This is a genomic window from Paenibacillus tuaregi, assembly GCF_900086655.1.
Taxonomy (GTDB): Bacteria; Bacillota; Bacilli; order Paenibacillales; family Paenibacillaceae; genus Fontibacillus; species Fontibacillus tuaregi.
Genome location: NZ_LT575476.1, coordinates 3,679,369 through 3,704,138, shown reverse-complemented (window position 1 = coordinate 3,704,138; position 24,770 = coordinate 3,679,369). Strand labels below are relative to the sequence as shown.

The 24,770-nt window shown below is 49.3% G+C and carries 27 protein-coding genes; all 27 read left to right on the top strand.

The window, feature by feature from the left end; genetic code table 11:
- Nucleotides 1-8: 8 nt before the first annotated feature.
- The 27 genes from BN6628_RS16530 to rseP all read left to right on the top strand — a co-directional run bounded on the left by BN6628_RS16530 (nt 9) and on the right by rseP (nt 24,768).
- On the top strand, nt 9-527 hold the full coding sequence (locus BN6628_RS16530; RefSeq protein ID WP_068619322.1) for a flagellar biosynthetic protein FliO: 519 nt from the start codon (nt 9-11) through the stop codon (nt 525-527).
- A gap of 41 nt (nt 528-568) precedes the next feature.
- Nucleotides 569-1,294: a flagellar type III secretion system pore protein FliP gene (fliP, locus tag BN6628_RS16525; protein WP_392397667.1), complete on the top strand. Its 726-nt coding sequence runs from the start codon at nt 569-571 to the stop codon at nt 1,292-1,294.
- Nucleotides 1,295-1,352: 58 nt separating this feature from the next.
- On the top strand, nt 1,353-1,622 hold the full coding sequence (gene fliQ, locus BN6628_RS16520; RefSeq protein ID WP_068619318.1) for a flagellar biosynthesis protein FliQ: 270 nt from the start codon (nt 1,353-1,355) through the stop codon (nt 1,620-1,622).
- Nucleotides 1,623-1,639: 17 nt separating this feature from the next.
- Nucleotides 1,640-2,422: a flagellar biosynthetic protein FliR gene (gene fliR, locus BN6628_RS16515; protein ID WP_068622377.1), complete on the top strand. Its 783-nt coding sequence runs from the start codon at nt 1,640-1,642 to the stop codon at nt 2,420-2,422.
- Between the two features lie 19 nt (nt 2,423-2,441).
- Nucleotides 2,442-3,530 (top strand): flagellar biosynthesis protein FlhB, encoded by a 1,089-nt coding sequence (flhB, locus tag BN6628_RS16510; protein WP_068619316.1) that lies wholly within the window; start codon nt 2,442-2,444, stop codon nt 3,528-3,530.
- A 23-nt stretch (nt 3,531-3,553) separates the two neighbouring features.
- The gene (flhA, locus tag BN6628_RS16505; RefSeq protein ID WP_068619315.1) at nt 3,554-5,587 is read left to right on the top strand and encodes a flagellar biosynthesis protein FlhA; all 2,034 of its coding nucleotides are present in this window, start codon (nt 3,554-3,556) and stop codon (nt 5,585-5,587) included.
- Nucleotides 5,584-6,957 (top strand): flagellar biosynthesis GTPase FlhF, encoded by a 1,374-nt coding sequence (flhF, locus tag BN6628_RS16500; RefSeq protein ID WP_068619313.1) that lies wholly within the window; start codon nt 5,584-5,586, stop codon nt 6,955-6,957. Before flhA ends, flhF begins: the two co-directional genes overlap by 4 nt.
- Nucleotides 6,954-7,838, top strand: a complete 885-nt coding sequence (locus BN6628_RS16495; protein WP_068619311.1) for a MinD/ParA family protein — start codon at nt 6,954-6,956, stop codon at nt 7,836-7,838. Before flhF ends, BN6628_RS16495 begins: the two co-directional genes overlap by 4 nt.
- Nucleotides 7,839-7,868: 30 nt before the next feature.
- Nucleotides 7,869-9,341: a protein-glutamate methylesterase/protein-glutamine glutaminase gene (locus BN6628_RS16490; protein WP_068619309.1), complete on the top strand. Its 1,473-nt coding sequence runs from the start codon at nt 7,869-7,871 to the stop codon at nt 9,339-9,341.
- Between the two features lie 31 nt (nt 9,342-9,372).
- Complete coding sequence (locus BN6628_RS16485) at nt 9,373-11,451, top strand: chemotaxis protein CheA (RefSeq protein ID WP_068619307.1); 2,079 nt, start codon at nt 9,373-9,375, stop codon at nt 11,449-11,451.
- A 51-nt stretch (nt 11,452-11,502) separates the two neighbouring features.
- Nucleotides 11,503-11,964 (top strand): chemotaxis protein CheW, encoded by a 462-nt coding sequence (locus tag BN6628_RS16480; RefSeq protein ID WP_068619305.1) that lies wholly within the window; start codon nt 11,503-11,505, stop codon nt 11,962-11,964.
- A gap of 36 nt (nt 11,965-12,000) precedes the next feature.
- Nucleotides 12,001-12,594 (top strand): chemotaxis protein CheC, encoded by a 594-nt coding sequence (locus BN6628_RS16475; RefSeq protein WP_374706275.1) that lies wholly within the window; start codon nt 12,001-12,003, stop codon nt 12,592-12,594.
- Nucleotides 12,587-13,084 carry a chemotaxis protein CheD gene (locus tag BN6628_RS16470; RefSeq protein WP_068619301.1) on the top strand — a complete coding sequence of 166 codons (498 nt, stop codon included), beginning with the start codon at nt 12,587-12,589 and terminating at the stop codon, nt 13,082-13,084. The genes BN6628_RS16475 and BN6628_RS16470 overlap by 8 nt, the downstream gene beginning before the upstream one ends.
- 2 nt (nt 13,085-13,086) lie before the next feature.
- Nucleotides 13,087-13,509 (top strand): hypothetical protein, encoded by a 423-nt coding sequence (locus BN6628_RS16465; RefSeq protein WP_068619299.1) that lies wholly within the window; start codon nt 13,087-13,089, stop codon nt 13,507-13,509.
- A gap of 14 nt (nt 13,510-13,523) precedes the next feature.
- A complete protein-coding gene (locus tag BN6628_RS16460) occupies nt 13,524-14,312 on the top strand; it encodes a FliA/WhiG family RNA polymerase sigma factor (RefSeq protein WP_068619297.1) in 789 nt (262 codons plus the stop codon).
- A gap of 32 nt (nt 14,313-14,344) precedes the next feature.
- The gene (locus BN6628_RS16455; protein ID WP_068619295.1) at nt 14,345-15,757 is read left to right on the top strand and encodes a FapA family protein; all 1,413 of its coding nucleotides are present in this window, start codon (nt 14,345-14,347) and stop codon (nt 15,755-15,757) included.
- Between the two features lie 29 nt (nt 15,758-15,786).
- Nucleotides 15,787-16,101: a hypothetical protein gene (locus tag BN6628_RS16450; RefSeq protein WP_068619293.1), complete on the top strand. Its 315-nt coding sequence runs from the start codon at nt 15,787-15,789 to the stop codon at nt 16,099-16,101.
- Between the two features lie 93 nt (nt 16,102-16,194).
- Complete coding sequence (locus tag BN6628_RS16445) at nt 16,195-16,746, top strand: DUF6115 domain-containing protein (protein ID WP_068619286.1); 552 nt, start codon at nt 16,195-16,197, stop codon at nt 16,744-16,746.
- Nucleotides 16,743-17,378, top strand: coding sequence for an endolytic transglycosylase MltG (locus BN6628_RS16440; RefSeq protein ID WP_068619285.1), 636 nt, complete (start codon nt 16,743-16,745; stop codon nt 17,376-17,378). The genes BN6628_RS16445 and BN6628_RS16440 overlap by 4 nt, the downstream gene beginning before the upstream one ends.
- 191 nt (nt 17,379-17,569) lie before the next feature.
- On the top strand, nt 17,570-18,268 hold the full coding sequence (gene rpsB, locus BN6628_RS16435) for a 30S ribosomal protein S2 (RefSeq protein ID WP_068619284.1): 699 nt from the start codon (nt 17,570-17,572) through the stop codon (nt 18,266-18,268).
- Between the two features lie 166 nt (nt 18,269-18,434).
- The gene (gene tsf, locus BN6628_RS16430) at nt 18,435-19,085 is read left to right on the top strand and encodes a translation elongation factor Ts (RefSeq protein ID WP_068619282.1); all 651 of its coding nucleotides are present in this window, start codon (nt 18,435-18,437) and stop codon (nt 19,083-19,085) included.
- Nucleotides 19,086-19,250: 165 nt separating this feature from the next.
- Nucleotides 19,251-19,979: a UMP kinase gene (gene pyrH / locus BN6628_RS16425; RefSeq protein WP_068619280.1), complete on the top strand. Its 729-nt coding sequence runs from the start codon at nt 19,251-19,253 to the stop codon at nt 19,977-19,979.
- On the top strand, nt 19,979-20,533 hold the full coding sequence (gene frr, locus BN6628_RS16420; protein ID WP_068619278.1) for a ribosome recycling factor: 555 nt from the start codon (nt 19,979-19,981) through the stop codon (nt 20,531-20,533). Before pyrH ends, frr begins: the two co-directional genes overlap by 1 nt.
- A 69-nt stretch (nt 20,534-20,602) precedes the next feature.
- Complete coding sequence (locus BN6628_RS16415; RefSeq protein ID WP_068619276.1) at nt 20,603-21,370, top strand: isoprenyl transferase; 768 nt, start codon at nt 20,603-20,605, stop codon at nt 21,368-21,370.
- 20 nt (nt 21,371-21,390) lie between these two features.
- The gene (locus BN6628_RS16410) at nt 21,391-22,194 is read left to right on the top strand and encodes a phosphatidate cytidylyltransferase (protein WP_068619274.1); all 804 of its coding nucleotides are present in this window, start codon (nt 21,391-21,393) and stop codon (nt 22,192-22,194) included.
- 38 nt (nt 22,195-22,232) lie between these two features.
- Complete coding sequence (locus BN6628_RS16405; RefSeq protein ID WP_068619271.1) at nt 22,233-23,372, top strand: 1-deoxy-D-xylulose-5-phosphate reductoisomerase; 1,140 nt, start codon at nt 22,233-22,235, stop codon at nt 23,370-23,372.
- Nucleotides 23,373-23,496: 124 nt separating this feature from the next.
- Nucleotides 23,497-24,768, top strand: a complete 1,272-nt coding sequence (rseP, locus tag BN6628_RS16400; RefSeq protein WP_068619269.1) for an RIP metalloprotease RseP — start codon at nt 23,497-23,499, stop codon at nt 24,766-24,768.
- Nucleotides 24,769-24,770: the final 2 nt, after the last annotated feature.

Here is a 24,770-nt window from a genome sequence, read left to right as displayed (position 1 = left end):
AACGGCCTATGAACCTGGCTACTCCGAATCAGACGGGTTTTGACAGCGGCAATTTCTACTCGAGCTTAATCACGGTCATTGTTGTGCTCGCCATTATTATCGTTCTGATTGTATTATTGATTCGTTTTTTGGGAAGACGCAACCGCTTCTTTTCCAAGACCCGCTCAATCCGTACGATTGGTGCTGTAGGTCTTGGCCCGAACAAATCTCTTCAGGTTATCGAGATCGGAAGTACTGTTTATCTTGTGGGTGTTGGTGAGGATATTTCATTGCTGGATAAAATTTCCGATCCCGATGAGGTTGCTGTTCTCTTAAGCTCCTTCGAAGAAGAGACGCAGGAGTTCGGCAGCCTCTCATCCGCCCTTTCCGGCTTAGTATCGCGGTTCCGTAAAGAGCCTCCACTTGAAGGGGAAGATTTGGAGGAGACGCCTTTTCACGAGGTATTCGAATCCAAGCTTCGCAAACTGCCCAACCGGAAGCAGCAAATGGAAGATCTGCTGCAGGACGACCAAACTAAAGATCGGTAGAGGGTTACATGAAGAAAAAGGTCATTATTATAGCTTTGCTTATGATGGTTCTAAGTGTTTTTTTCGCCACGGTAGCGTCGGCGGCTGATCCAATTCCTAATATTAATGTACAGATTGGGGATTCCGACGGCACGAAGCCAAGCACGAGCTCCCTATCCATCCTGTTGATCATTACGATACTCAGTGTGGCTCCGGCCATACTGGTATTGATGACAAGCTTCACCCGGATTGTGATTGTGCTCGGATTTGTAAGAAGCTCGCTGGGGACGCAGCAGATGCCTCCAAACCAGGTGCTTATCGGACTGGCCTTATTCCTGACTTTGTTTGTAATGAGCCCAACATTGTCGCAAATCAATGATGTGGCCCTTCAACCTTATCTGAAGGGTGAGATTTCACAGACGGTGGCTCTCGAGAAAGCGGCGGTGCCTATGAAGAAATTCATGTACTCCCACACAAGGAATAAGGATCTTCAGCTGTTCATGAGTTACACCAAAACGGAAAAACCGAAATCCTATGAAGACATTCCTATCACAGTTCTTGTTCCGGCTTATGCGATCAGTGAACTGAAAACAGCTTTTCAGATGGGGTTTATGATTTTTATACCATTCTTAATCATAGATATGGTAGTTGCCAGTACACTTATGGCAATGGGTATGATGATGCTCCCTCCGGTAATGATCTCACTGCCGTTTAAGATTCTGCTGTTTGTACTCGTGGACGGATGGTATTTGGTCGTCAAATCTCTATTAATGAGCTTTGGAACATGAGAACTCTATCAGTCGAATTGGCAGATTAACGCATACTAAGAGAACAAGGAGGACGGTTATGAGTTCGGAGTTTATTATCGGGCTGGCCGGACAAGCCGTATACACAGTCCTTAAGGTTAGCGCACCGATGCTGATTTTAGGATTGGTTGTCGGTCTGATCATCAGTATTTTCCAAGCTACGACCCAAATTCAAGAACAAACGCTTGCGTTTGTTCCTAAGATCGTAGCGGTCCTGCTGGCACTCTTGTTGTTTGGGCCCTGGATTCTAACAACCCTGGTAGATTTCACTTCTGGAATTCTAAGTAATCTGTCCAGTTATATTGGTTGACCGGTATGAACACGGATATGCTGCTGCAGGGTTTTTCTGTTTTTATGCTTATCTTTTGTCGAATCGCATCGTTTTTTGTGGTAGCGCCGATATTTGCCTCCCGGTCGGTGCCGGGAACCTTCAAGATTGGGCTCTCTGCAATGATTGCATTATTAGTGTATCTCGTAAGCGGAATTACACAGACTGTGCCGACAGACTTAAGCTATATCCTTTTAATTGTCCGGGAAATAATGATAGGTTTACTGATGGGCTATACGGCGTTTCTGATGTTCACGGTGATCCAAATGGCCGGAGCCTTTATTGATATTCAGATCGGGTACAGCATAGCGAGTGTCATTGACCCTATGACAGGGGCTTCCTCGCCAATCATCAGTAATCTTAAATATATGATCGCAACTCTATTATTCTTAAGTATTAACGGGCATCACTATCTGCTCCAGGCAATTATGCGAAGTTACAGTTGGATTCCACTGGACAACCAATTTTTTAACAAAATCTATAACGGGAATATATCTGAATTTTTAAGCAGAACTTTTAGTGAATCTTTTGTTCTTGCTTTTCAGATGTCCGCTCCTTTAGTAGTAGCTTTATTCTTAACCGATGTGGCACTTGGATTTCTGGCGAGAACGGCGCCGCAGTTTAACGTGTTTGTTATCGGGGTGCCGCTCAAAATTATTGTAGGGCTTCTGCTCATGGTATTCCTGATGCCAAGTTTGATCTACGCATTTGAATATTTGTTTCAAGTACTATTTAAATCACTGGAGAATCTGATGGGTGCCATCGGTCAAAGACCAGGTTAAACAAGGGGGAGGGAGTCACTTGCAGTTAAGGTATGCACTTGACCTGCAGCTGTTCGCTGGCGACAAGACAGAGAAAGCCACCCCGAAGAAAAGGCAGGATGCCCGTAAGAAAGGGCAGGTCGCCAAAAGCATGGACATCTCGGGAGCGCTGATTCTGCTCACTTCCTTTCTATGTTTAATGGCCTTTGGCGAGTTTATGAAAACAAGGATCTTAGCTCTATATACCGACGTTTTTATTAACCGGTTATCTATGGATGTCACAAAAGAGAATGTGATGGCCCTGCTGGGGGATTACGGGGTTCAAATTTTGCTCCTGCTTGCGCCGGTGTTTGTTGTAGTAATTATCGTTGGACTGGTCGCGAATTTTGCCCAGATCGGTTTTATGCTTAATGGTGAAGGCCTTAAGATGAAGTTCAGTAAATTGGATCCGATAAAAGGATTCAAGAATATCGCTTCAATGAAATCGCTTGTCGAGTTTCTGAAATCTATTCTTAAGCTCACTGTTATCACTTACCTAGTGTACACGACGATTTGGGGAGCCAGAGGGGATATCGCCAAGCTTGGGCAGCTGCCCGTGGAGGACACGTTTTCTTTTGCCGTCAAGCTGACTGTTGAGCTGGGGATTAAAACCGCATTTGGCCTTTTTATCCTCGCTGTCCTGGACTATGTGTATCAGAAATATGAGCATGAGAAAAGTCTTAAGATGTCAAAACAGGACATCAAGGATGAATATAAGAAAATGGAAGGCGATCCGCTAATCAAAGGAAAAATCCGTGAACGGCAGCGCCATATGGCCATGCAGCGGATGATGCAGGAAGTTCCCAAAGCGGACGTGATCATTACGAACCCGACCCATTTTGCGGTTGCGCTCAAATATGACGGCACGCAGATGGAGGCTCCACAGGTAGTCGCCAAAGGGCAGGATTTTGTCGCCTTGCGAATCAGGGAGATTGCCAAGGAGAATGGGGTTACTATTATGGAAAACAAGCCGCTCGCACGAGCACTGTTTCAAAGATCTGAGATCGGGGACAGCATCCCGGCGGATTTGTTTCAGGCCGTAGCTGAGGTACTGGCATATGTATATAAGCTTAAAGGAAAAGTCAAATAAATGGGGATCGGAGGCGGGACTACATGAAAATTAAAGATATTTCGATACTGCTCGGAATTATCGGCATCGTGCTGATGATGATCCTCCCGATCCCAACATGGCTGCTCGATGTGCTGCTCGTGATCAATATTTCACTAGCTATGATGATTCTCTTGGTTGCTATGAATACAAAGGAAGCTCTGCAGTTCTCCATATTCCCATCGATGCTGCTGATCACCACCTTGTTTCGTCTGGCGCTCAACGTGTCGACGACCAAGCTGATTCTGGGACAAGGCGAAGCAGGGCACGTCGTGGCAACGTTCGGAAGCTGGGTATCCCAGGGGCAGCCGGTTGTTGGATTTATCGTCTTTCTTATTCTGGTTGTCGTCCAGTTCATTGTCATTACGAAAGGGTCTGAGCGGGTTGCCGAAGTAGGCGCAAGATTCACACTCGATGCGATGCCAGGGAAGCAGATGAGTATCGATGCGGATCTCAATGCAGGATTGATCAATGAACAGCAGGCCCGGGAGAGACGCCGCAAAATTGAACGCGAAGCGGACTTCTATGGAGCTATGGATGGAGCCAGTAAATTTGTAAAAGGGGATGCCATCGCGGGCATCATCATCCTGGTCATTAACCTGATCGGGGGGTTCATTATTGGTGTCGCCATGCACGGGAAGCCGTTTATGGATGCTCTATCCACATATTCGCTGCTGACCATCGGGGATGGTCTCGTGAGCCAAATTCCAGCGCTCCTGATTTCAACTTCAGCGGGCCTTATCGTGACACGTGCTTCTTCGGAAGGCAATTTGGCTGACGACATTACGGGACAGCTCTTTATTTATCCAAAATTGATTTACATCGTTTCAGGTACAATCACCGCATTAGGTCTCTTTACACCGATCGGAGTTCTTTCTACTGTACCTCTGGCAGGACTCCTGGCTTATGCGGCTTGGCGTATGCAGAAGAATATGACTCAAAAACAGGTGGCACAGGAGCAGCAGGAGGAGGAACAGCAGATCGAGGAAGTACGCAGTCCGGAAAGCGTGATCAATCTTCTTCAGGTCGATCCGATCGAGTTCGAATTTGGTTATGGATTGATCCCTCTGGCAGATGCCCAGCAGGGCGGTGATCTGCTTGACCGGATTATTATGATCCGCCGGCAGTGCGCTCTGGAGATGGGGCTTGTCGTTCCGGTTATCCGCATCCGGGATAATATCCAGCTTAGGCCTAATGAGTATGTGATCAAGATCAAAGGCAATACCGTAGGCGGTGGTGAACTGCTGCTTAATCACTACCTGGCGATGAGCCCGGGTTATGACGACGATTCCATTACGGGCATTGAGACACAGGAACCGGCGTTTGGACTTCCGGCACTTTGGATCGATGAACCAACGAAGGAACGTGCTGAATTGTCCGGTTACACTGTGGTGGACCCTCCATCCGTTGTGGCCACACATCTGACCGAGATGATCAAGCGGCATGCGCACGAGCTGCTTGGACGCCAAGAGACGAAGACGCTGATCGACAATCTCAAAGAAAACTATCCTATTCTCGTGGATGATCTGATTCCATCTGTTCTTTCAGTGGGTGATGTTCAGAAAGTGCTGGCCAAGCTGCTTCGGGAGAAAATATCGATCCGCGATATGGTCACAATTTTTGAAACGCTTGGGGACTACGGCACTTACACCAAGGACCCGGATGTGCTCACCGAGTATGTAAGGCAGGCACTGTCCAGACAGATCACCCAGCAGTTTACCCAGCAGGGGGAGACAATGAGGGTAATTACCGTAGGTCCAACGCTTGAGAAGAAGATTGCCGAAAGTGTACAGCAGTCTGATCAGGGAAGTTATCTCGCGCTTGATCCGGTATCCACACAGACCGTATACCAGAAGCTTACAGAGCAAATCAACCGTCTTATCCAGTCGGGACAGCAGCCGATTGTGCTGACCTCTCCAACCATCCGCATGTACCTGCGTCAGGTGATAGAGCGGACGATGCAGGATATTCCGGTTCTGTCCTACAGTGAGCTGGAGCCGAATGTTGAAATCCAAAGTGTCGGAGTGGTGAACCTATGAGAGTAAAGAGATATATCGTTGAGACTATGCCCGACGCGATGCAGAAGATTAGAACCGAGCTTGGGAAGGATGCGGTGATTCTAAGCACCAAGGAGATGAAGGTGGGCGGCTTCCTGGGTCTGTTTCAGAAGAAAAAAATTGAAGTCATCGCGGCTACGGAGACGACGGATTCCGCACAGCAGCCGGCTGAAAGCAAACCGCGCCAAGCGGCTTACCCTACCGCCGCTCCCGTTGCAAGAGCTTCTGTTCCGGCCGCTTACCGCAAGTCGGCACAGATTCTCACTGAAGACAGAAGAAAGCAGCCGCCTGCTGTTCCGTCCACGCAGCCTTTAAGTGTAAAGGCTCCGTCGCAGATGGAAGCGGTGCCGGAGGAGTTCAGAAGCGGGACTTCGGAGATTGCGGCTGAAGCCTTGATGGCAGAGCGGCATGAGGAGTCCAAACCGATGGTCCAGATTGCCGCACGGGATGGATCTCATCTTCAGTCATCACCAGCCAAAGAGGACAAGCTCTTGGAGGAAATCCGGCAGATGAAAGCCATGATGACCAAGCTCACAGCACAGGGCAGCGGTGAACCCGAACTGCCTGAGCCACTGCTCAAAGTTCAGCACCGTTTGCTGGAGCAAGGGGTGTCATCCGAACTCGCGGAGGAATGGATTTCCAACGCGTTTTTGAACTGGACTGAGGATCGGCCGATGGAAGACCAAGACGCATTTGCGCTCATCCGTGAACAGGTTAGAGCTTTCCTGAATGGACGGGTCAGTGAAGGTATCTCAGATTCCACAAAAATTGTGTATATAGCAGGTCCGACTGGTGTAGGAAAGACAACGACCATTGCCAAGCTGGCGGCGGATCAAATTTTCCGTAAATCCAAAAAGGTTGGCTTCATTACGGCGGATACTTACCGGATTTCTGCCATTGAGCAGCTTCGTACCTACGCTTCCATTCTCAATGTTCCGATCGAGGTGGTTCAGTCTCCTGGGGATGTGCACAGAGCCGTTCAACGTTTCCAGCACTGTGATCTGGTTATTATGGACACAGCAGGCCGCAACTACTTAAATGAACTGTTCGTTGCAGAACTCCACAGCCTTCTCTCCACGGATGAACAAAGTGAAACTTATTTGGTGCTGAGCCTTACCTCGAAGAGTCAGGACATGATGAAAATCACCGAGAACTTCAGCCGGTATGGTCTGGATAAAGTGATTTTCACCAAACTTGATGAAACGGAGAGCTGCGGATCGATGTTCAATCTGGTTCGGGAATATCCGATGGAGTTTAGTTACCTGACTAATGGTCAGAACGTACCTGATGATTTGTTAATGGCCACGCCCGAATTGTTGATTGAAGAGCTTCTGGGAGAGCGATCCGAATGAACGATCAGGCCGAATCACTCAGACAATTAGTATCGTCAATGGAGCAGCAGGACACGCCGAGGACCCCAAGAAGCGCAAGAATCATTACCGTCAGCAGCGGAAAGGGCGGCGTTGGCAAATCCAATTTCACTTTGAATTTTGCCCTTGCACTGCAGGCTCTGAACAAAAAAGTACTTCTCTTTGATGCAGACATCGGAATGGCGAATATTGATGTGTTAATGGGGGTAAGGCCCAGATACAATCTCTATCATCTGTTAAAGGGTGAGAGAAGCATTCGGGAAATTATGGAGAATGGCACGAACTCGCTTCCCTTTATTGCGGGAGGTTCTGGACTGACGGAGCTGTTCAGCCTGTCCGAATCGGATCTGAACTACTTTACAAGCCAGATCGAATCGGTTTCGGACGAGATGGACTATATCATTTTTGATACCGGAGCAGGCCTGTCGAAGGAGACGCTGAAATTTATTACTGCGGCTGATGAGTGCCTGGTGGTGACAACACCTGAACCTACTTCTATCACAGATGCTTATGCGCTGATCAAGGTGGTAGGGGGAATGGAAGCTGCGGTGCCGTTCCAATTAATGATAAATCGGGTTGAGAATGAGAAAGAAGCAAGACAGGTTGCAGACAAAATATCCCTTGTTGCGCGTAAATTTCTGAATATCGAGATTCCGATGCTCGGGTTTATGAGCGACGACGCCCATGTTGTTCAGGCGGTGAAAAAACAGGTTCCGTTTTCGATCGCTTATCCTAACTGTTATGCGTCCCGCGATGTTGAGCGGATTGCAGCAGGTTACATTGCTAGCGGTACAACGCAAGATGCAGGTGCCTTGACGGGAATCAAAGGATTTTTACACAAATGGCTCAAGCGGACAAAATGATTCTTCAAGATGGGAACAGGAGGAGACGACATGAGGCCCTATCGCATTTTAGTTGTTGACGATTCGGCATTTATGCGCAAGATTATCTCGGATTTAATTGAGCAGGACCCCGATCTTAAAGTGGTGGGAACTGCGCGAAACGGACAAGAGGCCTTAAAGCGGATTGCTGAACTTGAGCCTGATCTTGTAACGATGGATGTGGAAATGCCGGAGATGAACGGGCTTGAAGCGCTCAGGCAGATTATGTCGGCAAAGCCGATTCCCGTGATCATGCTGTCCGGTATCAATGAAGAGGGCATGCGCGAGACGATTATGGCGCTTGAACTGGGTGCGTTTGATTTTATCCGCAAGCCTTCCATAACAACAAGCTCTCAAGGGGTTGGCGAGGTCGGGCAGGCGCTTAGAGAACAGATCAGGACGGCCATGCAGGCTGAGGAACGAAGACAGGCGAGAAAAGAGGCAGAGGCATCTGCCTTGAAGCAGCTTTCAAGCCCAGTCAAGCCATCCGTTCAACCACCGGAGAGCCGGCAGCGAATCGAATTATCCTCATCCGAGGCGGGTTCTCAACCCGTGCCGGATGGCTTGAAGACGGATAGCCTGAAGGAGCTTAAGGAGAACCCACCATGGCCGCCTGTGGCTGGAACATCCAAGCCGGCAGATTCCCAGGCATCGGCTGCGAAGCCCCCGGCGGTTCCAAAGCCGGAGCCTGGTAAACCGGCACCCAATCCATCAGCGCTTAGTCCTAAGCCAAGATCAAATAAGGATAAGCAGGAACCTGCACTTCCAAAGAGCAGACTGCCTTCTGTGGGAAGCGGCACGGCAGCTCAAGATCCCGCTGCTGTGCAGAACGGCAAATCATCTGATCTTCAGCCTGACGCCGCCAAGTTGGATAACCGGCCATCTAAGACGCAGAAGCGGACTTCGAGCTACAGTGATATCGTGGCCATCGGTTCTTCCACAGGCGGCCCTAAGGCGTTAAAGACCGTTTTAGAGATGATTCCAGCAGACTTTCCCGCACCCATTATCATTGTGCAGCATATGCCACCGAACTTCACACACTCCCTAGCCCAGCGGTTGAACAGCTTAAGCCCGCTTCAGGTAGTGGAAGCCAAGGATGGGATGGAGCTTCAGAAGGGCTGGGCCTATATCGCACCGGGCGGTTATCACATGACCGTCAAGGCGGGTCAGGGGAATGGATACAAGATTGTCTTGAACAAGGATGAATTGCGTAATGGTCATAGACCTTCCGCCGATGTTATGTACGAGTCACTTCTTCCCCTGGAAGCTCTCAAGAGGCATATCGTCCTTCTGACAGGGATGGGAAGTGACGGAGCTAGAGTCATGAAGCAGCTTTATGACGCTGGAGTGACCTCCACCTTTGCAGAGAGTGAGGAGACATGTGTTGTTTATGGAATGCCGCGATCTGCGGTGGAGTTGAAATGCGTAAGTTATGTTTTACCGCTTTATGAGATAGCACCGAAACTGGTACAGGTAGTGAAATAACGGGAAGATATCCTTGAGGAGGTGTCTCACGATGGACATGAATCAATATTTATCCATGTTTATTGATGAGTCGAATGATCATCTGCAATCGCTAAATGAAAAAATGCTGGAGCTGGAGGAAAGCCCGGAAGATATTTCGATCGTTCAGGTTATCTTCAGATCGGCCCATACACTCAAAGGGATGGCTGCAACGATGGGGTTTGAGGACCTTGCATCCTTGACCCACCAAATGGAGAACGTGCTTGACCTGGTTCGTAACGACAAGCTTAAGATGCAGGATTTCATTTTTGATACGTTGTTTAAAGGGCTGGATGCACTCCAATCCATGGTTCAGGATATTACCCAGGGCGGAGAGGGCAAGGAGGATGTGAGCTCAATTGTGGCGGCATTGCAGGCCATCGTCCGCGGGGAGAACCCGAACGCCTCATCGTCTGCAGCGCCCGCGCAAGCAGGCAGTGGGGCTGCCGTTGATAATTCCATTCAACTGGATGAATTTCAGTATTCCGTCCTCGAACAATCCATTTCTGAAGGGCACCAAGTGCTCTATATTGAAGTGTCCATCCGTGAAGATTGCCAGCTCAAGGCCGTGAGAGCCTACATGGTGTTTGACCTGTTGGAGCGGTTTGGCGAAGTGGTCAAATCCCACCCATCAGTCCAAGATATTGAACAAGAGAAGTTTGATCACAGTTTCTCGCTCTACTACATAACGCAGAAAGAGCCGGCTGAGCTGGAATCCATGATCCTGAACTTGTCCGAAATTGGCGGAGCGAAGGTCGTTGCGCTGGATTCGGAATCTCTGAGTCAAATGTCTCAAAGCGGTGCCGCTGAGGCCGCAGCTGCAACAGAAGCCCCGTCAGCAGCAAAACAAGAGACTGCGGCGCCTTCCACGTCCGAAGCATCTGCGGCCTCCAAACCGGCTGCCCCCGCTGAGAAGTCTCCGCGCAAGGCGGCAGCAGCGCCTTCGAGAACGATCCGCGTCGATATTGACCGGCTTGACGTTCTTATGAATCTATTCAGCGAGCTGCTGATTGACCGGGTCAGACTGGAGCAGCTTGCCGGTGAGATCAAGAGAACGGAATTGACTGAGACGGTTGAGCACATGAGCCGGGTCAGCACCGACCTGCAGAATATTGTCTTAAAGCTTCGTATGGTGCCGGTGGATACGGTGTTCAACCGCTTCCCGCGGATGGTCAGAGACCTTGCGAAGTCCTTGAACAAGAAGATCGATCTTGTCATTCTTGGCGCCGAGACCGAGCTTGACCGTACTGTCATTGATGAGATCGGGGACCCGCTGGTTCACCTTCTCCGCAATGCCGTCGACCATGGTGTAGAGACCACAGCTGACCGCCTGGCGGCAGGCAAGTCTGATACGGGAACGGTTCAGCTGAAGGCCTTCCACAGCGGCAACCATGTGTTCATCGAGATTGAGGACGATGGATATGGGGTTAACCGGGAGAAGGTCGTGGCCAAAGCCATCAAGAATGGGGTTATCCGTGCGGAAGAGGCCGATTCGCTTACCGATGACGAAGTGGCCCAACTTCTGTTCGCCCCCGGCTTTAGTACTGCGGAAGTCATTTCCGATATTTCCGGCCGTGGTGTAGGTCTTGACGTTGTCAAAACGAAGATTGAATCGCTGGGCGGCACAGTTGTCATTACTTCCAAGTGGGGCCAAGGCACGAAATTTTCAGTGCAGCTGCCGCTCACATTGTCGATTATCTCCGCCATGCTGATCAAGCTGGGCAGTGAGAAGTATGCAATTCCGCTCTCTTCCATTGTGGAAACGGGTCTTATCAAGCGGGAGCAGATCCGTTCTGTTCATGGCTATATGATGGTTCCTTACCGGGATGCACACATTCCGCTTTTGTCTCTGGCAAACATTTTCGATGTGGCTGATTTTGATGAGGATGCTGAGGAAGAGACAGAGATTGTTGTTATCCGCAAAGGGGAGCGTCTTGCGGCGTTAACGGTAGAGGAATTTATTGGCCAGAACGAAATCGTCATCAAAAACTTAGGCAAGTATCTTCCTTCCATACCTGGTGTTGCCGGTGCAACTATACTGGGTGACGGACAGGTTGCACTCATTATAGATCCGAATACATTTATTAAGTAACGGTCAGTCAAGCAGAGGAATACCGGACACCATCTAAGGAGGAAATCAACCATGGGACAAGACATTAAAGTAATTGTATTTAAGCTGGGACATGAGGAATACGGGATTGAAGTGGACAAGGTTCAGACCATTGAACGAATTATGCCAATTACACGGGTTCCTAAGACATTCGCGTTTGTAAAAGGGGTAATCAACCTTCGCGGGGTGGTCATTCCTGTCATTGACCTGCGCGGACGCTTTGGACTTCCGGAGGCTGAATTTACCGAGCAGAGCCGGATTATCATTGTGAACGCGGAGGAGCTGGAGGTTGGCTTCATCGTGGATTCTGCAAATGACGTCATTGACCTGAACACAGATATTATCGATTCCCCGCCAGAGGTCGTGGGTGGCATTAAGGCCAAATACCTGGACGGGGTGGCCCGCATTTCCGAGGAGCGTCTGCTGATTATGCTGAACCTTTCCGAAGTGCTTAACCGGAGCGAAATCATTCAATTGGAAAGTCTTGAGGGCTAAACTGTGGACTTGTTCAAGGATTTTGCCGAATTTAAAATGGATATTCTCAAGGAAATCGGCAATATCGGAGCGGGTAACGCCGCTACCGCATTGTCATGCCTCCTGGACAAGCCGATTGACATGGCTGTGCCAAAGGTCCAAATGCTTCCATTTGAAGCCATTGCGGAGAAGGTTGGGGGAGCAGAGACGATCGTCCTGGCGATTTTCTTCCGGGTTGAGGGGGATGCCCCTGGGAACCTCTTCTTTATCCTGAGCCCGGAGGCTGCCAAAAAGCTGCTTCACCGTTTGTCTACCCTCGAAGTGGAGAACGATGAGGAGTTTACAGAGATGGAGTGGTCGGCATTGTCCGAGATCGGGAATATCCTTGCCGGCTCTTACCTTTCTTCCCTTGCTGATTTCACACGCTTATCCATGTCTCCTACTGTACCCGCCCTGGCTATGGATATGGCTGGAGCTATTCTTAGCTACGGACTGCTGCAGTTCGGGGAAATGGGGGATGATGCCCTGCTGATCGATACGACCTTTATCGAGGGGCACCAAGAGGTGGAGGGTCAATTTTTCCTGATCCCTGACCCTGAATCCTTTGATCAAATTTTCACCGCGCTGGGAGTGCCTAAGAACCATGATTGACCAACAGCGTGTTGTTAAAGTGGGTATGGCCGAATTTGACGTCATTGAAAAAGAAGGGTTGATCCGCACGACTGGACTTGGTTCCTGTGTGGGAGTCACCCTTTATGATCCTCAGGTGAAAATTGGAGGCTTGGCCCATGTAATGCTTCCTTCATCGGATATTGCCCGTGAGGGAGCGCTAAACATCGCCAAATATGCAGATACAGCAGTTCCTGCAATCTATCAGAAGCTGATTGAACTCGGAGCATCGCCTAAACGTCTTGTGGCCAAGATGGCCGGGGGCTCCCAGATGTTCAGCTTCGCTGGTAAAGGGGATGCGCTGCGGATTGGTCCAAGAAATGTGGAATCGTGTAAATTGAAGCTGGATGAGCTTGGGATCCCTCTGATTGGGGAAGATACCGGAGGGAATTATGGTAGAACGATAGAAATGGATTGTGAAACGGGTATATTATTCATACGAAGCGTACAAATGGGTAAAAAGGAATTGTAGCCATGGCTGGAAAAATAGGGTTTAACTGGTTGTTTGGAGCAATAGGATTTATAATTACCTTTATAGTATCTTTTTCAAATAATATATTAGTTACGAGTGTGGTGCGCAGCTGCATTGCCTTTGTTGTATGGTTTGTATTGGCATTCGCCCTGCGGTGGCTTCTTGGGTTTCTAGCCTCTCCGCCCGCCGAGCCTGAGCTGCCTGTGATGGAGGCTGAGCAAGAGGAGGAGACGGACCGCGGAACCGTTCTGGATATGACTACGCCGGACGAAAGTGAAGAGTTGAATGATCTGTTGAAGCAAAAGCCGGATGCTCCTAGCGAACCCAGCGGATTCTCACCTTTGAACCCGCCGAAGCTCGTCAAGACATCGGAGCAAGATCCTGAAGAGCTGGCTAAGGCTCTTCGTCACCTGACAGAAAAATAAGGAGGGTGAGACCATTGAACGAGCGCAAATCCATGCCTCTGAACAACGCTGATCTCTGGGAGAGATGGAAAGAACACGGCGATATTGAGGCCAAGAAAATGTTGATCGAGAAACACCTCCCTATTGTTGACTATGTGTCGGGCCGCCTGGCTGTTGGACTCCCAAAGAATATTTCCAAGGACGACTTGGCCAGTAACGGTGTAATGGGACTTATCGATGCTGTTGAGAAGTTTGATTACAAGCGCGGACTGCAGTTCGAGACCTATGCCTCATGGAGGGTCCGCGGTGCCATATTGGACGGGCTGAGACAGGGGGACTGGGTTCCCCGATCTGTCCGGGAGAAAGCAAAGAAGATTGAAGAAGGATATCAGCAGCTGGAACAGCAGTATCTGCGCTCGGTATCCGATGCCGAAATGAGCCAATATTTAGATGTTACCGTTCAAGAGTTTCAGCACATGCTTCAGGAAGTTGCGGTAATGACCCTCTGTTCGTTGGAGGACCCGATACGGGAGGAAGACTCGGAAACCCGGTTATCCGTTCTCGTTGATGAAAAAGCCAAGAACCCGGACTATAAGGTTCGAGAGTTCCATTTAAGAGAATCATTGACTAAGGGAATCGAGAAATTGACTGAAAAAGAACGTACAGTCGTTTCTTTACTTTATTATGAAGATTTATCACTAAGTGAAATTGCGGAGGTTATGTCTTTATCCCCTTCGCGGATTTCTCAGTTACATTCCAAAGCGATCCTTAGGCTTCGTGGCACCTTGGATAAACAGCGGGATCTGTTGATGCAAGATGACTAGAGTATTGTATATGAAGGAATGGGGGACTTGGGATGGGCGAGCAGGTTGGTATAGATTTGAAGCAGTATGTAGGTTTGAGTTTTTCTAATGACAAAAGCGAGGCGTTCCTGCAGCTGATTAAGGATGAAGAAGGCTTAGCCTGCAGCCCGGAATCACTGGAACAGTTTTTGCTGGCGAATGGTGTGAATTTTGGTATCCAAAAGGATGCTCTAGTACGGTTTGCGGCCAATCCAGGAGGATATGCTTTCACGCCTCTGCGGGTAGCAATAGGTCAACCCCCGGTCAGCGGCGAGGATGGTTTCATCCGCTATGCCTTGTCCATCGATCAAGAACAGCACCGTCCCAATGAGAATGAGGATGGAAGCGTGGATTATAAGGATGTTATCCGGCTTAATAACCTGCAGAAAGGCCAATTGATCGCGGAGCTGGCGCCTCCTGTGCCAGGCAAGCCGGGCAGAGCGGTAACCGGTGAAGAAATACCTTGTAAACCCGGTAAGGAAGCAAGATTTAAAGTTGGCAAGAATGTCGTTCTGAACCCGGAACAGACGGCGATGTATGCCGCCATTGACGGATTGGTCACCAAAACGGACAAAGGGAAGATCAATGTATTCCCGATCTATGAAGTGAACGGGGATGTGGATTACACTACCGGGAATATAAGCTTTATCGGTACTGTAATTGTTCGTGGGAACGTGTTGACCGGATTTCGCGTTAGCGCCGCAGGAGACATCAGGGTTATCGGCGGTGTGGAAGGTGCGGAGCTTGAAGCTGGAGGCTCCATCGAAATTACGGGCGGTATTATCGGTTACAACAAAGGCCTTGTCAAAGCAGGCCACAATGTCAAAAGCTCCTTCATTCAAGATGGGAACGTACATGCAGCCGAGGACGTGATTGTATCTCAGAGTATTATGCACTCTAATATCCGTGCCGGACGGGACGTTCTCTGTAATGGAGCCAAAGGACTTATTGTCGGCGGCAACATTCAGGCCGGAGAGAAAGTAACCGCAAGGATTATCGGCAACCCGATGTCCACCACGACAACGGTCGAGGTAGGTGTCCTTCCGGAGCTCCGCAATGAGCTTGCGGACTTGAGACTGGCATTCAAAGAGAATATGGGAAGTCTCGATAAGACAGACAAAGCACTTGCTATTCTGGATCAGCTGGCTTCGGTTGGAAAACTGACAACGGAGAAGATGCAGATGCGAGCTAAGCTGAGCCTGACCAAGAAGCAGCACCTGAGAGAGCAAGCTGAACTTAAAGAGCGGATGCTGGAGATCGAAAAGTCTCTTGAAGATACGAGCAAGGCCAAGGTACAGGTGTTAAAGATGATTTATGGTGGCTCCAAAATAGTTATCGGCAGATACACGAAATTTATTAAGGACCCAGTCTCCCATATGACTTTTTATTACAGCGAGGGAGATATCTCGATGTCCTCTTATGTCTAGGCCTCCAATTTTAATAGTGGGGTGATTTCATGGATTTTAAAGCGGTTGAACTGCAAATTGCCGTCCCACGGACCAGTGAAGCAAGCCGGATTCAGCAGGAGGCTCAGCATAGTCCAATGCATCACCAGCATACTTTAGAGGGCCAGAATATGAAGCGCAGTGACCGCGAACGTAAGCGCAGCGCTCAAGTGGACGAATCGTCGCAAGCGGTGGTTCGGGACGGCCGTCAATCCTCTTCTGGGGAAGCAGGCCAGCAAGACAAGCAGGAAGCTTCCTCAGAGCAGGTTAAGGAACACCCTGCTGAACACCCGTTCAAAGGACACAACTTTGATCTTTCTTTATAATTTATTTGAACATGCTGATGATTAACTTATGTAAAGGCACCTAACGGTGCTTTTCTTATAACTACAACATAACAATAAAACGGGTGAACATTTATGCCATTAGGAAATGCATGGGTTTATATAGTCCTTCTAGGAGCCGCGGCGATTGGTTACGCTCTCTTTCTGCCAAAGCGCAAACCAGCGGCAGATCAGGCTTCGGGAGCTGCCGACGTGGAGGCCGCTCTTGAGCACTATATGTCTGAGATCGAACGGGAGAATAACGAACTCATCGAGCTTGTAGCCCAAATGAAGCAGGAGACGGCTTCCAAGATGATGTCGCTGCAGGAGCAGGTGGCTGAGCTCAGAGGACGGCTGCTTGATGTTGAGAAAACGGCTTCGCTGCAGGAAGCGAGGATGGAAAAGCTGGAATCCGTGCCTTCAGTACCTTCAGTGCCCGTCACATTAGAAGAACCGGGTGAAGTCCCGGTAGAGGAACCGAAGGCTCCTGCTGTTCCACGGAACACCGTGCGTGACCGGTATCCCGAGCTGTTTAATTTCTATGAGCATGGGAAATCGATTGACGCCATTGCGAAAGCGCTGGATATGCAGCGCGGTGAAGTTCAGCTGATTCTTCAACTTGCCAGCAAGGAGGAGAAGGCGGAATGAAGAACCGCACATTTTTGCTCGGACTAGGTGTCGGACTCATTGCCGGTGCCCTGCTGCTTCAGATCATGCTGATCGGACAGGGGACGGCGTCCAGCCAGCTTCTTACCGCGCAGCAGGTGAAGGAGGCTGCCCAGAGGTTTAACCTGAAGGTGTATGACGAAGCGGAAAAGGTGTACACAGCCCAGGAATGGGAAGCCAAAGCAAAGGAAGCAAAGCCGGGAGAACAGGCTTCTTCTGAAACCAAGAAGCCGGTAGAACCAAAGACACCGTCTTCCACCACGGACCCGGCTAAGCCGGATTCGGCATCAGCTCCGAAGGAGCCAGCCGCGCCAGACGGAGCGGACAAGTCTTCCACGGCGCCTGATACGCCTAAGACGACTACTCCTAAGCAAACGGAAGCTCCCAAGAAGCCGGAGACGATCTCTTTTAAAATTTCATCGGGGGACACCCTGAGCAAGGTCGCGGACAATCTTAAGAAATCAGGCATTATTGACGACAAGAGCGCCTTTATCCAAAAGGCAGTAGATAAGAAGTCCAATTACAGATTGCAGACCGGAACTTACAGCTTCGAAGAGGGGGAGTCCGCAGCCTCCATTATCTCCAAAATCACCTCAAAGCCGTCCGGGAAATAACATTCCCGGTGCGGCTTTATTCGTTTACCGAGATTTTATTGCAACGCTAATCTAATTGTGATATATTAGTTGACGGTGTTAAAACACACGCTGACTGATTCTGTTAACGGTGCTTCCTGCGGGAAGTTTTAATGGGAGATGACATCAGCGGAGGGCATCATACTAAAAAACCAACTAGGAGGTGTGTGAAGATGGGAGTTATCTCCATGAAACAACTGCTTGAAGCAGGGGTTCATTTCGGTCACCAGACACGTCGCTGGAACCCAAAAATGGATCGTTATATCTTCACTGAAAGAAACGGTATTTACATTATTGACTTGCAAAAGACAGTCAAGAAAGTAGAAGAAGCTTACAACTTCGTAAAAAGCGTGGCTGAAGAGAATGGTACTATTCTTTTCGTCGGCACGAAGAAACAAGCTCAAGATTCTGTTAAAGAAGAAGCTGAGCGCGCTGGTCAATTCTACATTAACCAACGTTGGCTCGGAGGTACTCTGACTAACTTCCAAACCATTCAAAAACGTATCGACCGTTTGAAGACATTGGAAAAATGGGAAGAGGATGGCACTTTCGCAGTTCTTCCTAAGAAAGAAGTTATCATTCTCCGCAAAGAGAAAGATCGTCTTGAGAAATTCCTTGGCGGTATCAAGAACATGAAGGGCTTGCCAAGCGCACTCTTCATCATCGACCCTCGCAAAGAGCGTATCGCGGTTGCTGAAGCCCGTAAATTGGGTATCCCAATTGTTGGTATCGTAGATACGAACTGTGATCCGGACGAAATCGACTATGTTATCCCAGGTAATGATGACGCGATCCGCGCTGTTAAATTGCTGACAGGTAAAATGGCCGATGCTGTGATCGAAGCGAACCAAGGCGAACAAACAACAGCGTAAGATAGAACGTTTAGACATGATCTGAATGAGATTCATTCAGGATGCATGACACAAACGATGAATTAAATGAAAAGGGTGGTTGGTAGGTGCTAAAACCTCTCACTACCCTTTTTTTAAAGGATAAAATTAAGGCTACACCCCAACTATACAATTGGAGGTAATACAAATGGCAGTAGATGCAAAATCAGTAAAAGAACTACGTGAAAAAACAGGCGCAGGGATGTTGGATTGCAAAAAAGCGCTGGAAGAAGCAAACGGAGATTTGACAAAAGCGGCTGAGCTGCTTCGCGAGAAAGGTCTTTCTGCTGCAAGCAACAAAGCAGGACGTATCGCAACTGAAGGTGTGGTTCAATCCTACATCCACGCTGGCGGACGTATCGGCGTACTTGTTGAAATCAACTGTGAAACTGACTTCGTAGCTATGACAGATCAATTCAAAGAGTTCGCGCGCGACATCGCTATGCACATCGCAGCTTCGAACCCTAAATTTGTCCGTCGTGAAGAGGTGCCTGCTGAAGAGATCGAAAAAGAAAAAGAAATCTTGAAAGCTCAAGCGCTTAACGAAGGCAAACCTGAGAAGATTGTTGAAAAAATGGTTGAAGGCCGTATCGGTAAATACTACGAGGAATACTGCTTGCTTGAGCAATCTTTCGTAAAAGATCCGGACAAAACCATCTCCCAATTGCTTAACGAGAAGATCAGCACGATCGGAGAGAACATCTCCATTCGCCGCTTCGCTCGTTACGAGCTTGGTGAAGGTCTTGAGAAGAAAGTCGACAACTTCGTTGAAGAAGTATTGTCCCAAGTTAAAAACTAATTTTTGTTTGCGGAGCTACCTAAAGAACATTAGTATGTTAGATCATTCCGCAAGAGCGTATAATATAACTAAATGCATGAACAAAAAGATTGGAACACGCCGTGTTCCTTCTTTTTTAACCAAATGGCCTTTAGAAATCGGTGATTTAAAGTGGAGGGTTTGCAATTGGAACAGCCTGTATTTAAACGTGTTGTCTTAAAGGTCAGCGGAGAGTCTTTAGCCGGACAGAACGGCTACGGTATAGATGCCGAAACCATTACCTCCATCGCAGAGCAGGTTAAGGAAGTTGTGGAGCTTGGCGTGGAAGTTGCGATTGTGTGTGGAGGCGGAAACATCTGGCGGGGGATTGCAGGCAGTGCTAAAGGAATTGACCGTGCCACTGCGGACTACATGGGGATGCTGGCTACTCTGATGAACTCGCTTGCCCTGCAGGACGCACTCGAACAGATTGATGTGCCAACCAGAGTTCAGACGTCTATCGCAATGCAGCAGATTGCTGAACCTTATATTCGCCGGCGGGCAATCCGCCATCTTGAAAAGGGACGTGTCGTCATCTTTGCGGCAGGTACGGGTAACCCGTTCTTCTCCACCGATACGACCGCGGCTCTTCGCGCAGCAGAGATTGAAGCTGAAGTGATTCTTATGGCTAAGAACAAAGTAGACGGTGTCTACTCTGCTGATCCATTTGTAGATCCGACTGCCGAGAAATTCGAGCAGCTGACTTATATGGAAGTGCTCAGCAAGAACCTGGGAGTTATGGATTCCACCGCTTCTTCGCTGTGCATGGACAACAACATTCCACTTATCGTATTCGCGATAACGGAGCAAGGAAACATTAAACGTGTCGTTCTTGGTGAGAGAATCGGCACAATCGTTAAAGGGAGTGTAGACTAATGCCACAATCGGTTAAGAAAAATGCCGAAGAACGCATGGAAAAAGCCATTCAATCTTTGAAAAGAGATCTGCTTACGCTTCGTGCAGGCCGTGCGACTCCGTCCCTGCTGGACCGGATCCACGTGGACTACTACGGTGCATCTACCCCGCTTAATCAATTAGCGAATATTAATACACCGGATTCCCGCACACTGCTGATTCAGCCTTGGGACAAATCCTCCCTGGCGGATATCGAACGTGCGATTCAGAAGTCGGATTTGGGATTAACCCCTGCCAATGACGGGTCAACCATTCGTTTGTCGATTCCTCCTCTGACAGAGGAGCGCCGTGTAGAGCTCGTGAAGACAACCAAGAAATATGGCGAAGAAGCGAAGGTTGCAATCCGCAATATCCGCAGAGACGCCAACGACGATATCAAAAAGATGGAGAAGACGGACATCTCTGAAGATGAATCCCGCCGCCACCAGGATGATATCCAAAAAACGACAGATAAATTTATCGCGGAAGTCGACAAAGTGCTCGCTGCGAAAGAAAAAGAGATTATGGAAGTTTAAGAGACGTGAGCGGCCCCTCCTTTTATGGTGGGGTTTGTCTCTTTTTCATCACCGCTTGGAGGAAAAGGAATGATCAAAGTATTTCAATCCTTGTGGAATAAAAAACAAGAGAAAACTCTTCCGAGCTTGTCCAAGGACAATGTTCCAAGTCATGTTGCCATCATTATGGATGGCAATGGGCGTTGGGCTAACCGCCGCGGTCTGCCGCGGATTGTCGGGCACCAGACCGGAATGAAGGCCGTTAAGCGTGCGGCGATCGCTGCGGACGAGATCGGTGTTAAATATTTGACGATGTATGCCTTCTCAACAGAGAATTGGAAACGTCCCAAGGACGAAGTGGACTTCCTGATGCGCCTGCCCGAGGAGTTCCTGGCGATTGAGCTCGAAGAGCTGATTGAGAAGAACGTGCGTATCCATATGATGGGGCATCCGGAGGATCTTCCTCCTCATACGATTGCCGCGATGGAGGAAGCGATCAGCCGTACCCGGAACAATACGGGGCTGGTGCTTAATTTCGCGCTTAACTATGGAAGCCGCCGTGAGCTCAAGGAGGCCTTCAGGAAAGCCGCGGAGGATATCGCTGCCGGAAGGCTGTCACCCGAGGTGTTCACGGAAGAATGGATTGATTCCCACCTGCAGACATCAGGAATCCCTGACCCGGATCTTTTGATTCGTACGGGCGGTGAACTCAGGCTTAGCAACTTCATGTTATGGCAGTTGGCCTATAGTGAGCTGTGGTTCACAGATATCTATTGGCCGGAGTTTGGGCGCGATCACTTCTATCAGGCGATTGCGGAATATCAGAGACGAACACGCCGGTATGGGGGACTATCTTAAGCGGACGGAGGTGGACATCAGTGAAGCAGCGCATCATTACCGGTTTAGTCGCAGCAGTTCTTTTTTTAGGACCTTGTTTGGCAGGTGGATTATGGTTTCATGGTTTGGTTCTAATTATGTCGGTCATTGGATATTATGAATTTGTCCGCATGACCAAGACATCACCTTGGAGCGGAGCGGGTCTCTTAGGCTTCATCGGTGTCATTTTACTTGTCTTCCCGTGGAAGCTGCTGGGCAGCCCTTTTGTTCCAGATACGCTTCAGCTGATATGGCCGCTCATGCTGTTATTTCTGTTTGTCACCGTGGTGTCGAAGAACCAAATTAATATTAACCAGGCTGCACTGCTGTTCTTAGGCGCGGTGTACATTGGCATCGGATTTTCCTACATCGCGGAGTCACGGAATACACCGGACGGACACGGCCTGTTCTGGACTTTTTTGCTCTTGTTCTCAATCTGGGCGAGTGACGCGGGAGCGTATTTCACAGGCCGGAGATGGGGACGCAATAAACTATGGCCGGCCATTAGCCCGAACAAAACCGTGGAAGGCGCATTGGGCGGTGTGCTGATTGCCATCGTTGTTGCGGTTCTGTTCGCCATTTTCTCAGGCGGGCTTCTTTCTATCGGACTAGCCATACTGCTTGGAGCTTCTTGCGCAGTGATCGGCCAAATGGGCGATTTAGTTCAGTCTGCTTACAAAAGAGTGTATGGTATCAAGGATTCCGGCACACTGCTGCCGGGACATGGCGGTATATTAGACCGGTGCGACAGCTGGATCACCGTATTTCCTTTTGTACATATATTGATGCTTCTTCCTTTTTACTAAGGAACAGAGATGAATGACAAGAGATGAGAGGGTAAGTGATGAAAAAACTGGCGGTCATCGGTTCAACCGGTTCGATAGGAACACAAACACTGGATGTGGTTTCGGCCCGTCCTGAGCATTTTCAGATTGAAGGGCTTGCTGCAGGCTCCAACCTAAAGCTGTTTCTGGAACAGGTGAAGCAGTTCAAGCCTAAAATAGCTTCTGTGGGAAGCAAAGCGCTAGCAGATGAAATCAAACCTTTCCTGCCCGCTGGGGTACAGCTGTGTTATGGCCCCGAAGGGCTTGTTGAAGTGGCGGCCGGGACGGATGCCGATACGGTAATTACCGCTGTTATGGGCAGTGCCGGTCTTCCAGCAACGCTGGCAGCGATAGCTGAAGGCAAGACGATTGGTCTTGCCAACAAGGAGACGCTTGTTACCGCTGGTCATATCGTGACCTCGCTGGCCAAGGAGAAAGGAGTTCCACTGCTTCCGATCGATAGCGAGCACTCGGCTGTCTTCCAGTGCCTAAATGGGGAGAATAGATCCGATGTTGCTCAAATTACATTGACGGCTTCCGGCGGCTCGTTTCGCGACTTAACTCGTGAACAGCTGGCCGATGTGACGGTAGAGGATGCGCTTAAGCACCCGAATTGGTTGATGGGAGCCAAGATCACTATTGATTCCGCCACCATGGTGAATAAGGGGCTGGAAGTCATTGAAGCTCATTGGCTGTTTGACGTGCCTTACGAGCAGATCGGCGTTTTGCTTCATCCGGAAAGTATTATTCACTCCTACGTGGAGTTTCAAGACAGCAGTATCATTGCACAGCTGGGCAATCCGGATATGCGGGTACCCATTCAATACGCACTGACTTATCCAGACCGCTGGACTTCTCCTTCACGAAGATTGTCACTTGCCGAGGTTGGCAGCTTGCATTTCCAAGAGATGGACTTCGTCCGCTTTCCGTGTTTAAGACTTGCCTTTGAATGTGGTAAAATAGGTGGTACCGCAACTTGTGTGTTCAATGCGGCCAATGAAGTCGCCGTTGCACGATTTTTGAGCAGGGAAATTCCGTTCCTGAAGATTGAATCCATCCTGGAAGAAACGGTATCCCGGCATGTTCCGGTGATGAATCCGGATTTGGATGAGATTCGTGAAGCGGACAGTTGGGCACGGGATATGGCTGCCCGCTTGTAAGCAGCTGCGCAGCGGGCTGGTAGTAGAGCGCGTGTACACTCTGATCCGGAAATAGTATGAATCAAGACAGGAAGACGAGGCTATCATACACGGCGACCTGTTAACCAAAGGAGGATGCGCTCGATTGGAAATGCTGCAAATTATAATTTTAACGGTGCTGATGTTCTTTCTCATCGTGACCGTTCATGAATGGGGACACTACTATTTCGCAAAACGCGCCGGAATTCTGGTGAGGGAATTTGCTATAGGCTTCGGTCCCAAGCTGTTCTCTTACAAAAAGGACGAGACTCAATTCACCCTCCGGCTGCTGCCTTTCGGTGGATATGCCCGGATGGCTGGAGAGGATCCAGAGCTGGTTGCCGTGCAGCCCGGTCAGACTGTGGCTTTGCGGCTGGTCGATAACGCTGTAACCAAGATCTATCTGGACCGGCTGGATAACCGTAAGAATGTTATTCGCGGAGAGGTTCAGTCCGCCGATCTGGAAGATAAGCTAAACGTGGTGCTGGATGTGGACGGAGAGAGTCAATCTTACAATGTTCACCCGAAAGCGGTTCTCGTCGCCAAGAATAAGGATACGCAGATCGCCCCGCGTGACCGGCAGTATGGTAGCAAGACGGTGGGGCAGCGGGCCTTGTCCATTTTTGCAGGCCCTTTGATGAACTTTATTCTTGCTTTTGTGTTGTTTGCGCTGCACACCCAAATGGCTGGGATTCAAATTGAGAACCCGTCCTATCTGGAGATCGGCGAGGTGACCAAAGGCATGCCTGCGGATGAAGCCCATCTGCAGAAAGGCGATATCATCGACACGATTAACGGGGTTAAGGTGGGTGCCGACCGTGACAATATGATCAAGCTGATTTCTGAATCCAAGGATAAGCCCATGAACTGGACGGTAATCCGGGAAGGGAAACCGCTTGAGGTTACCCTCACTCCAAGGTCAATGGCTGGCCAGGAAGGCGGCAAGGTAGGGGTAAGCCCGGTATTTCCGACCCGGAGTGCTGGGTTTGGGGAGACGTTTACAACAGCAGGCAAGGACATGGTAAATACAACGGATATGATTTTCCTCGGGTTCAAGCAGCTGATTAATAAATTTTCCATGAACGATCTTGGCGGTCCGGTCCGCACCTTTGAATTAACAGGACAGATCGCGAAGCAGGGCATTGAACAGCTTACGTATTGGGCGGCGATCCTGAGCTTGTACTTGGGGATTTTCAATCTCTTGCCGATTCCTGCACTTGATGGAAGCCGTCTGGTATTCTTGGGGGTTGAAGCTCTAAGAGGCAAGCCGGTGGACCCCAACCGGGAAGGTATGGTGCATTTTATAGGCTTTGCAATGCTGTTCCTGCTTATGATTGCGGTGACGTACAATGATATTTTACGTCTGATTAATGGATAGAT

Coding starts and splice junctions, on each gene's coding strand:
- BN6628_RS16450 (WP_068619293.1), top strand. CDS start 15,787: ATGGATTTTAAAGCGGTTGAACTGCAAATTGCCGTCCCACGGACCAGT.
- BN6628_RS16445 (WP_068619286.1), top strand. CDS start 16,195: ATGCCATTAGGAAATGCATGGGTTTATATAGTCCTTCTAGGAGCCGCG.
- rpsB (WP_068619284.1), top strand. CDS start 17,570: ATGGGAGTTATCTCCATGAAACAACTGCTTGAAGCAGGGGTTCATTTC.
- BN6628_RS16455 (WP_068619295.1), top strand. CDS start 14,345: ATGGGCGAGCAGGTTGGTATAGATTTGAAGCAGTATGTAGGTTTGAGT.
- flhA (WP_068619315.1), top strand. CDS start 3,554: ATGAAAATTAAAGATATTTCGATACTGCTCGGAATTATCGGCATCGTG.
- BN6628_RS16490 (WP_068619309.1), top strand. CDS start 7,869: ATGAGGCCCTATCGCATTTTAGTTGTTGACGATTCGGCATTTATGCGC.
- BN6628_RS16530 (WP_068619322.1), top strand. CDS start 9: ATGAACCTGGCTACTCCGAATCAGACGGGTTTTGACAGCGGCAATTTC.
- fliR (WP_068622377.1), top strand. CDS start 1,640: ATGCTGCTGCAGGGTTTTTCTGTTTTTATGCTTATCTTTTGTCGAATC.
- frr (WP_068619278.1), top strand. CDS start 19,979: ATGCCACAATCGGTTAAGAAAAATGCCGAAGAACGCATGGAAAAAGCC.
- tsf (WP_068619282.1), top strand. CDS start 18,435: ATGGCAGTAGATGCAAAATCAGTAAAAGAACTACGTGAAAAAACAGGC.
- fliQ (WP_068619318.1), top strand. CDS start 1,353: ATGAGTTCGGAGTTTATTATCGGGCTGGCCGGACAAGCCGTATACACA.
- BN6628_RS16470 (WP_068619301.1), top strand. CDS start 12,587: ATGATTGACCAACAGCGTGTTGTTAAAGTGGGTATGGCCGAATTTGAC.
- BN6628_RS16465 (WP_068619299.1), top strand. CDS start 13,087: ATGGCTGGAAAAATAGGGTTTAACTGGTTGTTTGGAGCAATAGGATTT.
- flhF (WP_068619313.1), top strand. CDS start 5,584: ATGAGAGTAAAGAGATATATCGTTGAGACTATGCCCGACGCGATGCAG.
- BN6628_RS16485 (WP_068619307.1), top strand. CDS start 9,373: ATGGACATGAATCAATATTTATCCATGTTTATTGATGAGTCGAATGAT.
- BN6628_RS16475 (WP_374706275.1), top strand. CDS start 12,001: ATGGATATTCTCAAGGAAATCGGCAATATCGGAGCGGGTAACGCCGCT.
- BN6628_RS16480 (WP_068619305.1), top strand. CDS start 11,503: ATGGGACAAGACATTAAAGTAATTGTATTTAAGCTGGGACATGAGGAA.
- BN6628_RS16495 (WP_068619311.1), top strand. CDS start 6,954: ATGAACGATCAGGCCGAATCACTCAGACAATTAGTATCGTCAATGGAG.
- BN6628_RS16405 (WP_068619271.1), top strand. CDS start 22,233: ATGAAAAAACTGGCGGTCATCGGTTCAACCGGTTCGATAGGAACACAA.
- fliP (WP_392397667.1), top strand. CDS start 569: ATGATGGTTCTAAGTGTTTTTTTCGCCACGGTAGCGTCGGCGGCTGAT.
- BN6628_RS16440 (WP_068619285.1), top strand. CDS start 16,743: ATGAAGAACCGCACATTTTTGCTCGGACTAGGTGTCGGACTCATTGCC.
- BN6628_RS16415 (WP_068619276.1), top strand. CDS start 20,603: ATGATCAAAGTATTTCAATCCTTGTGGAATAAAAAACAAGAGAAAACT.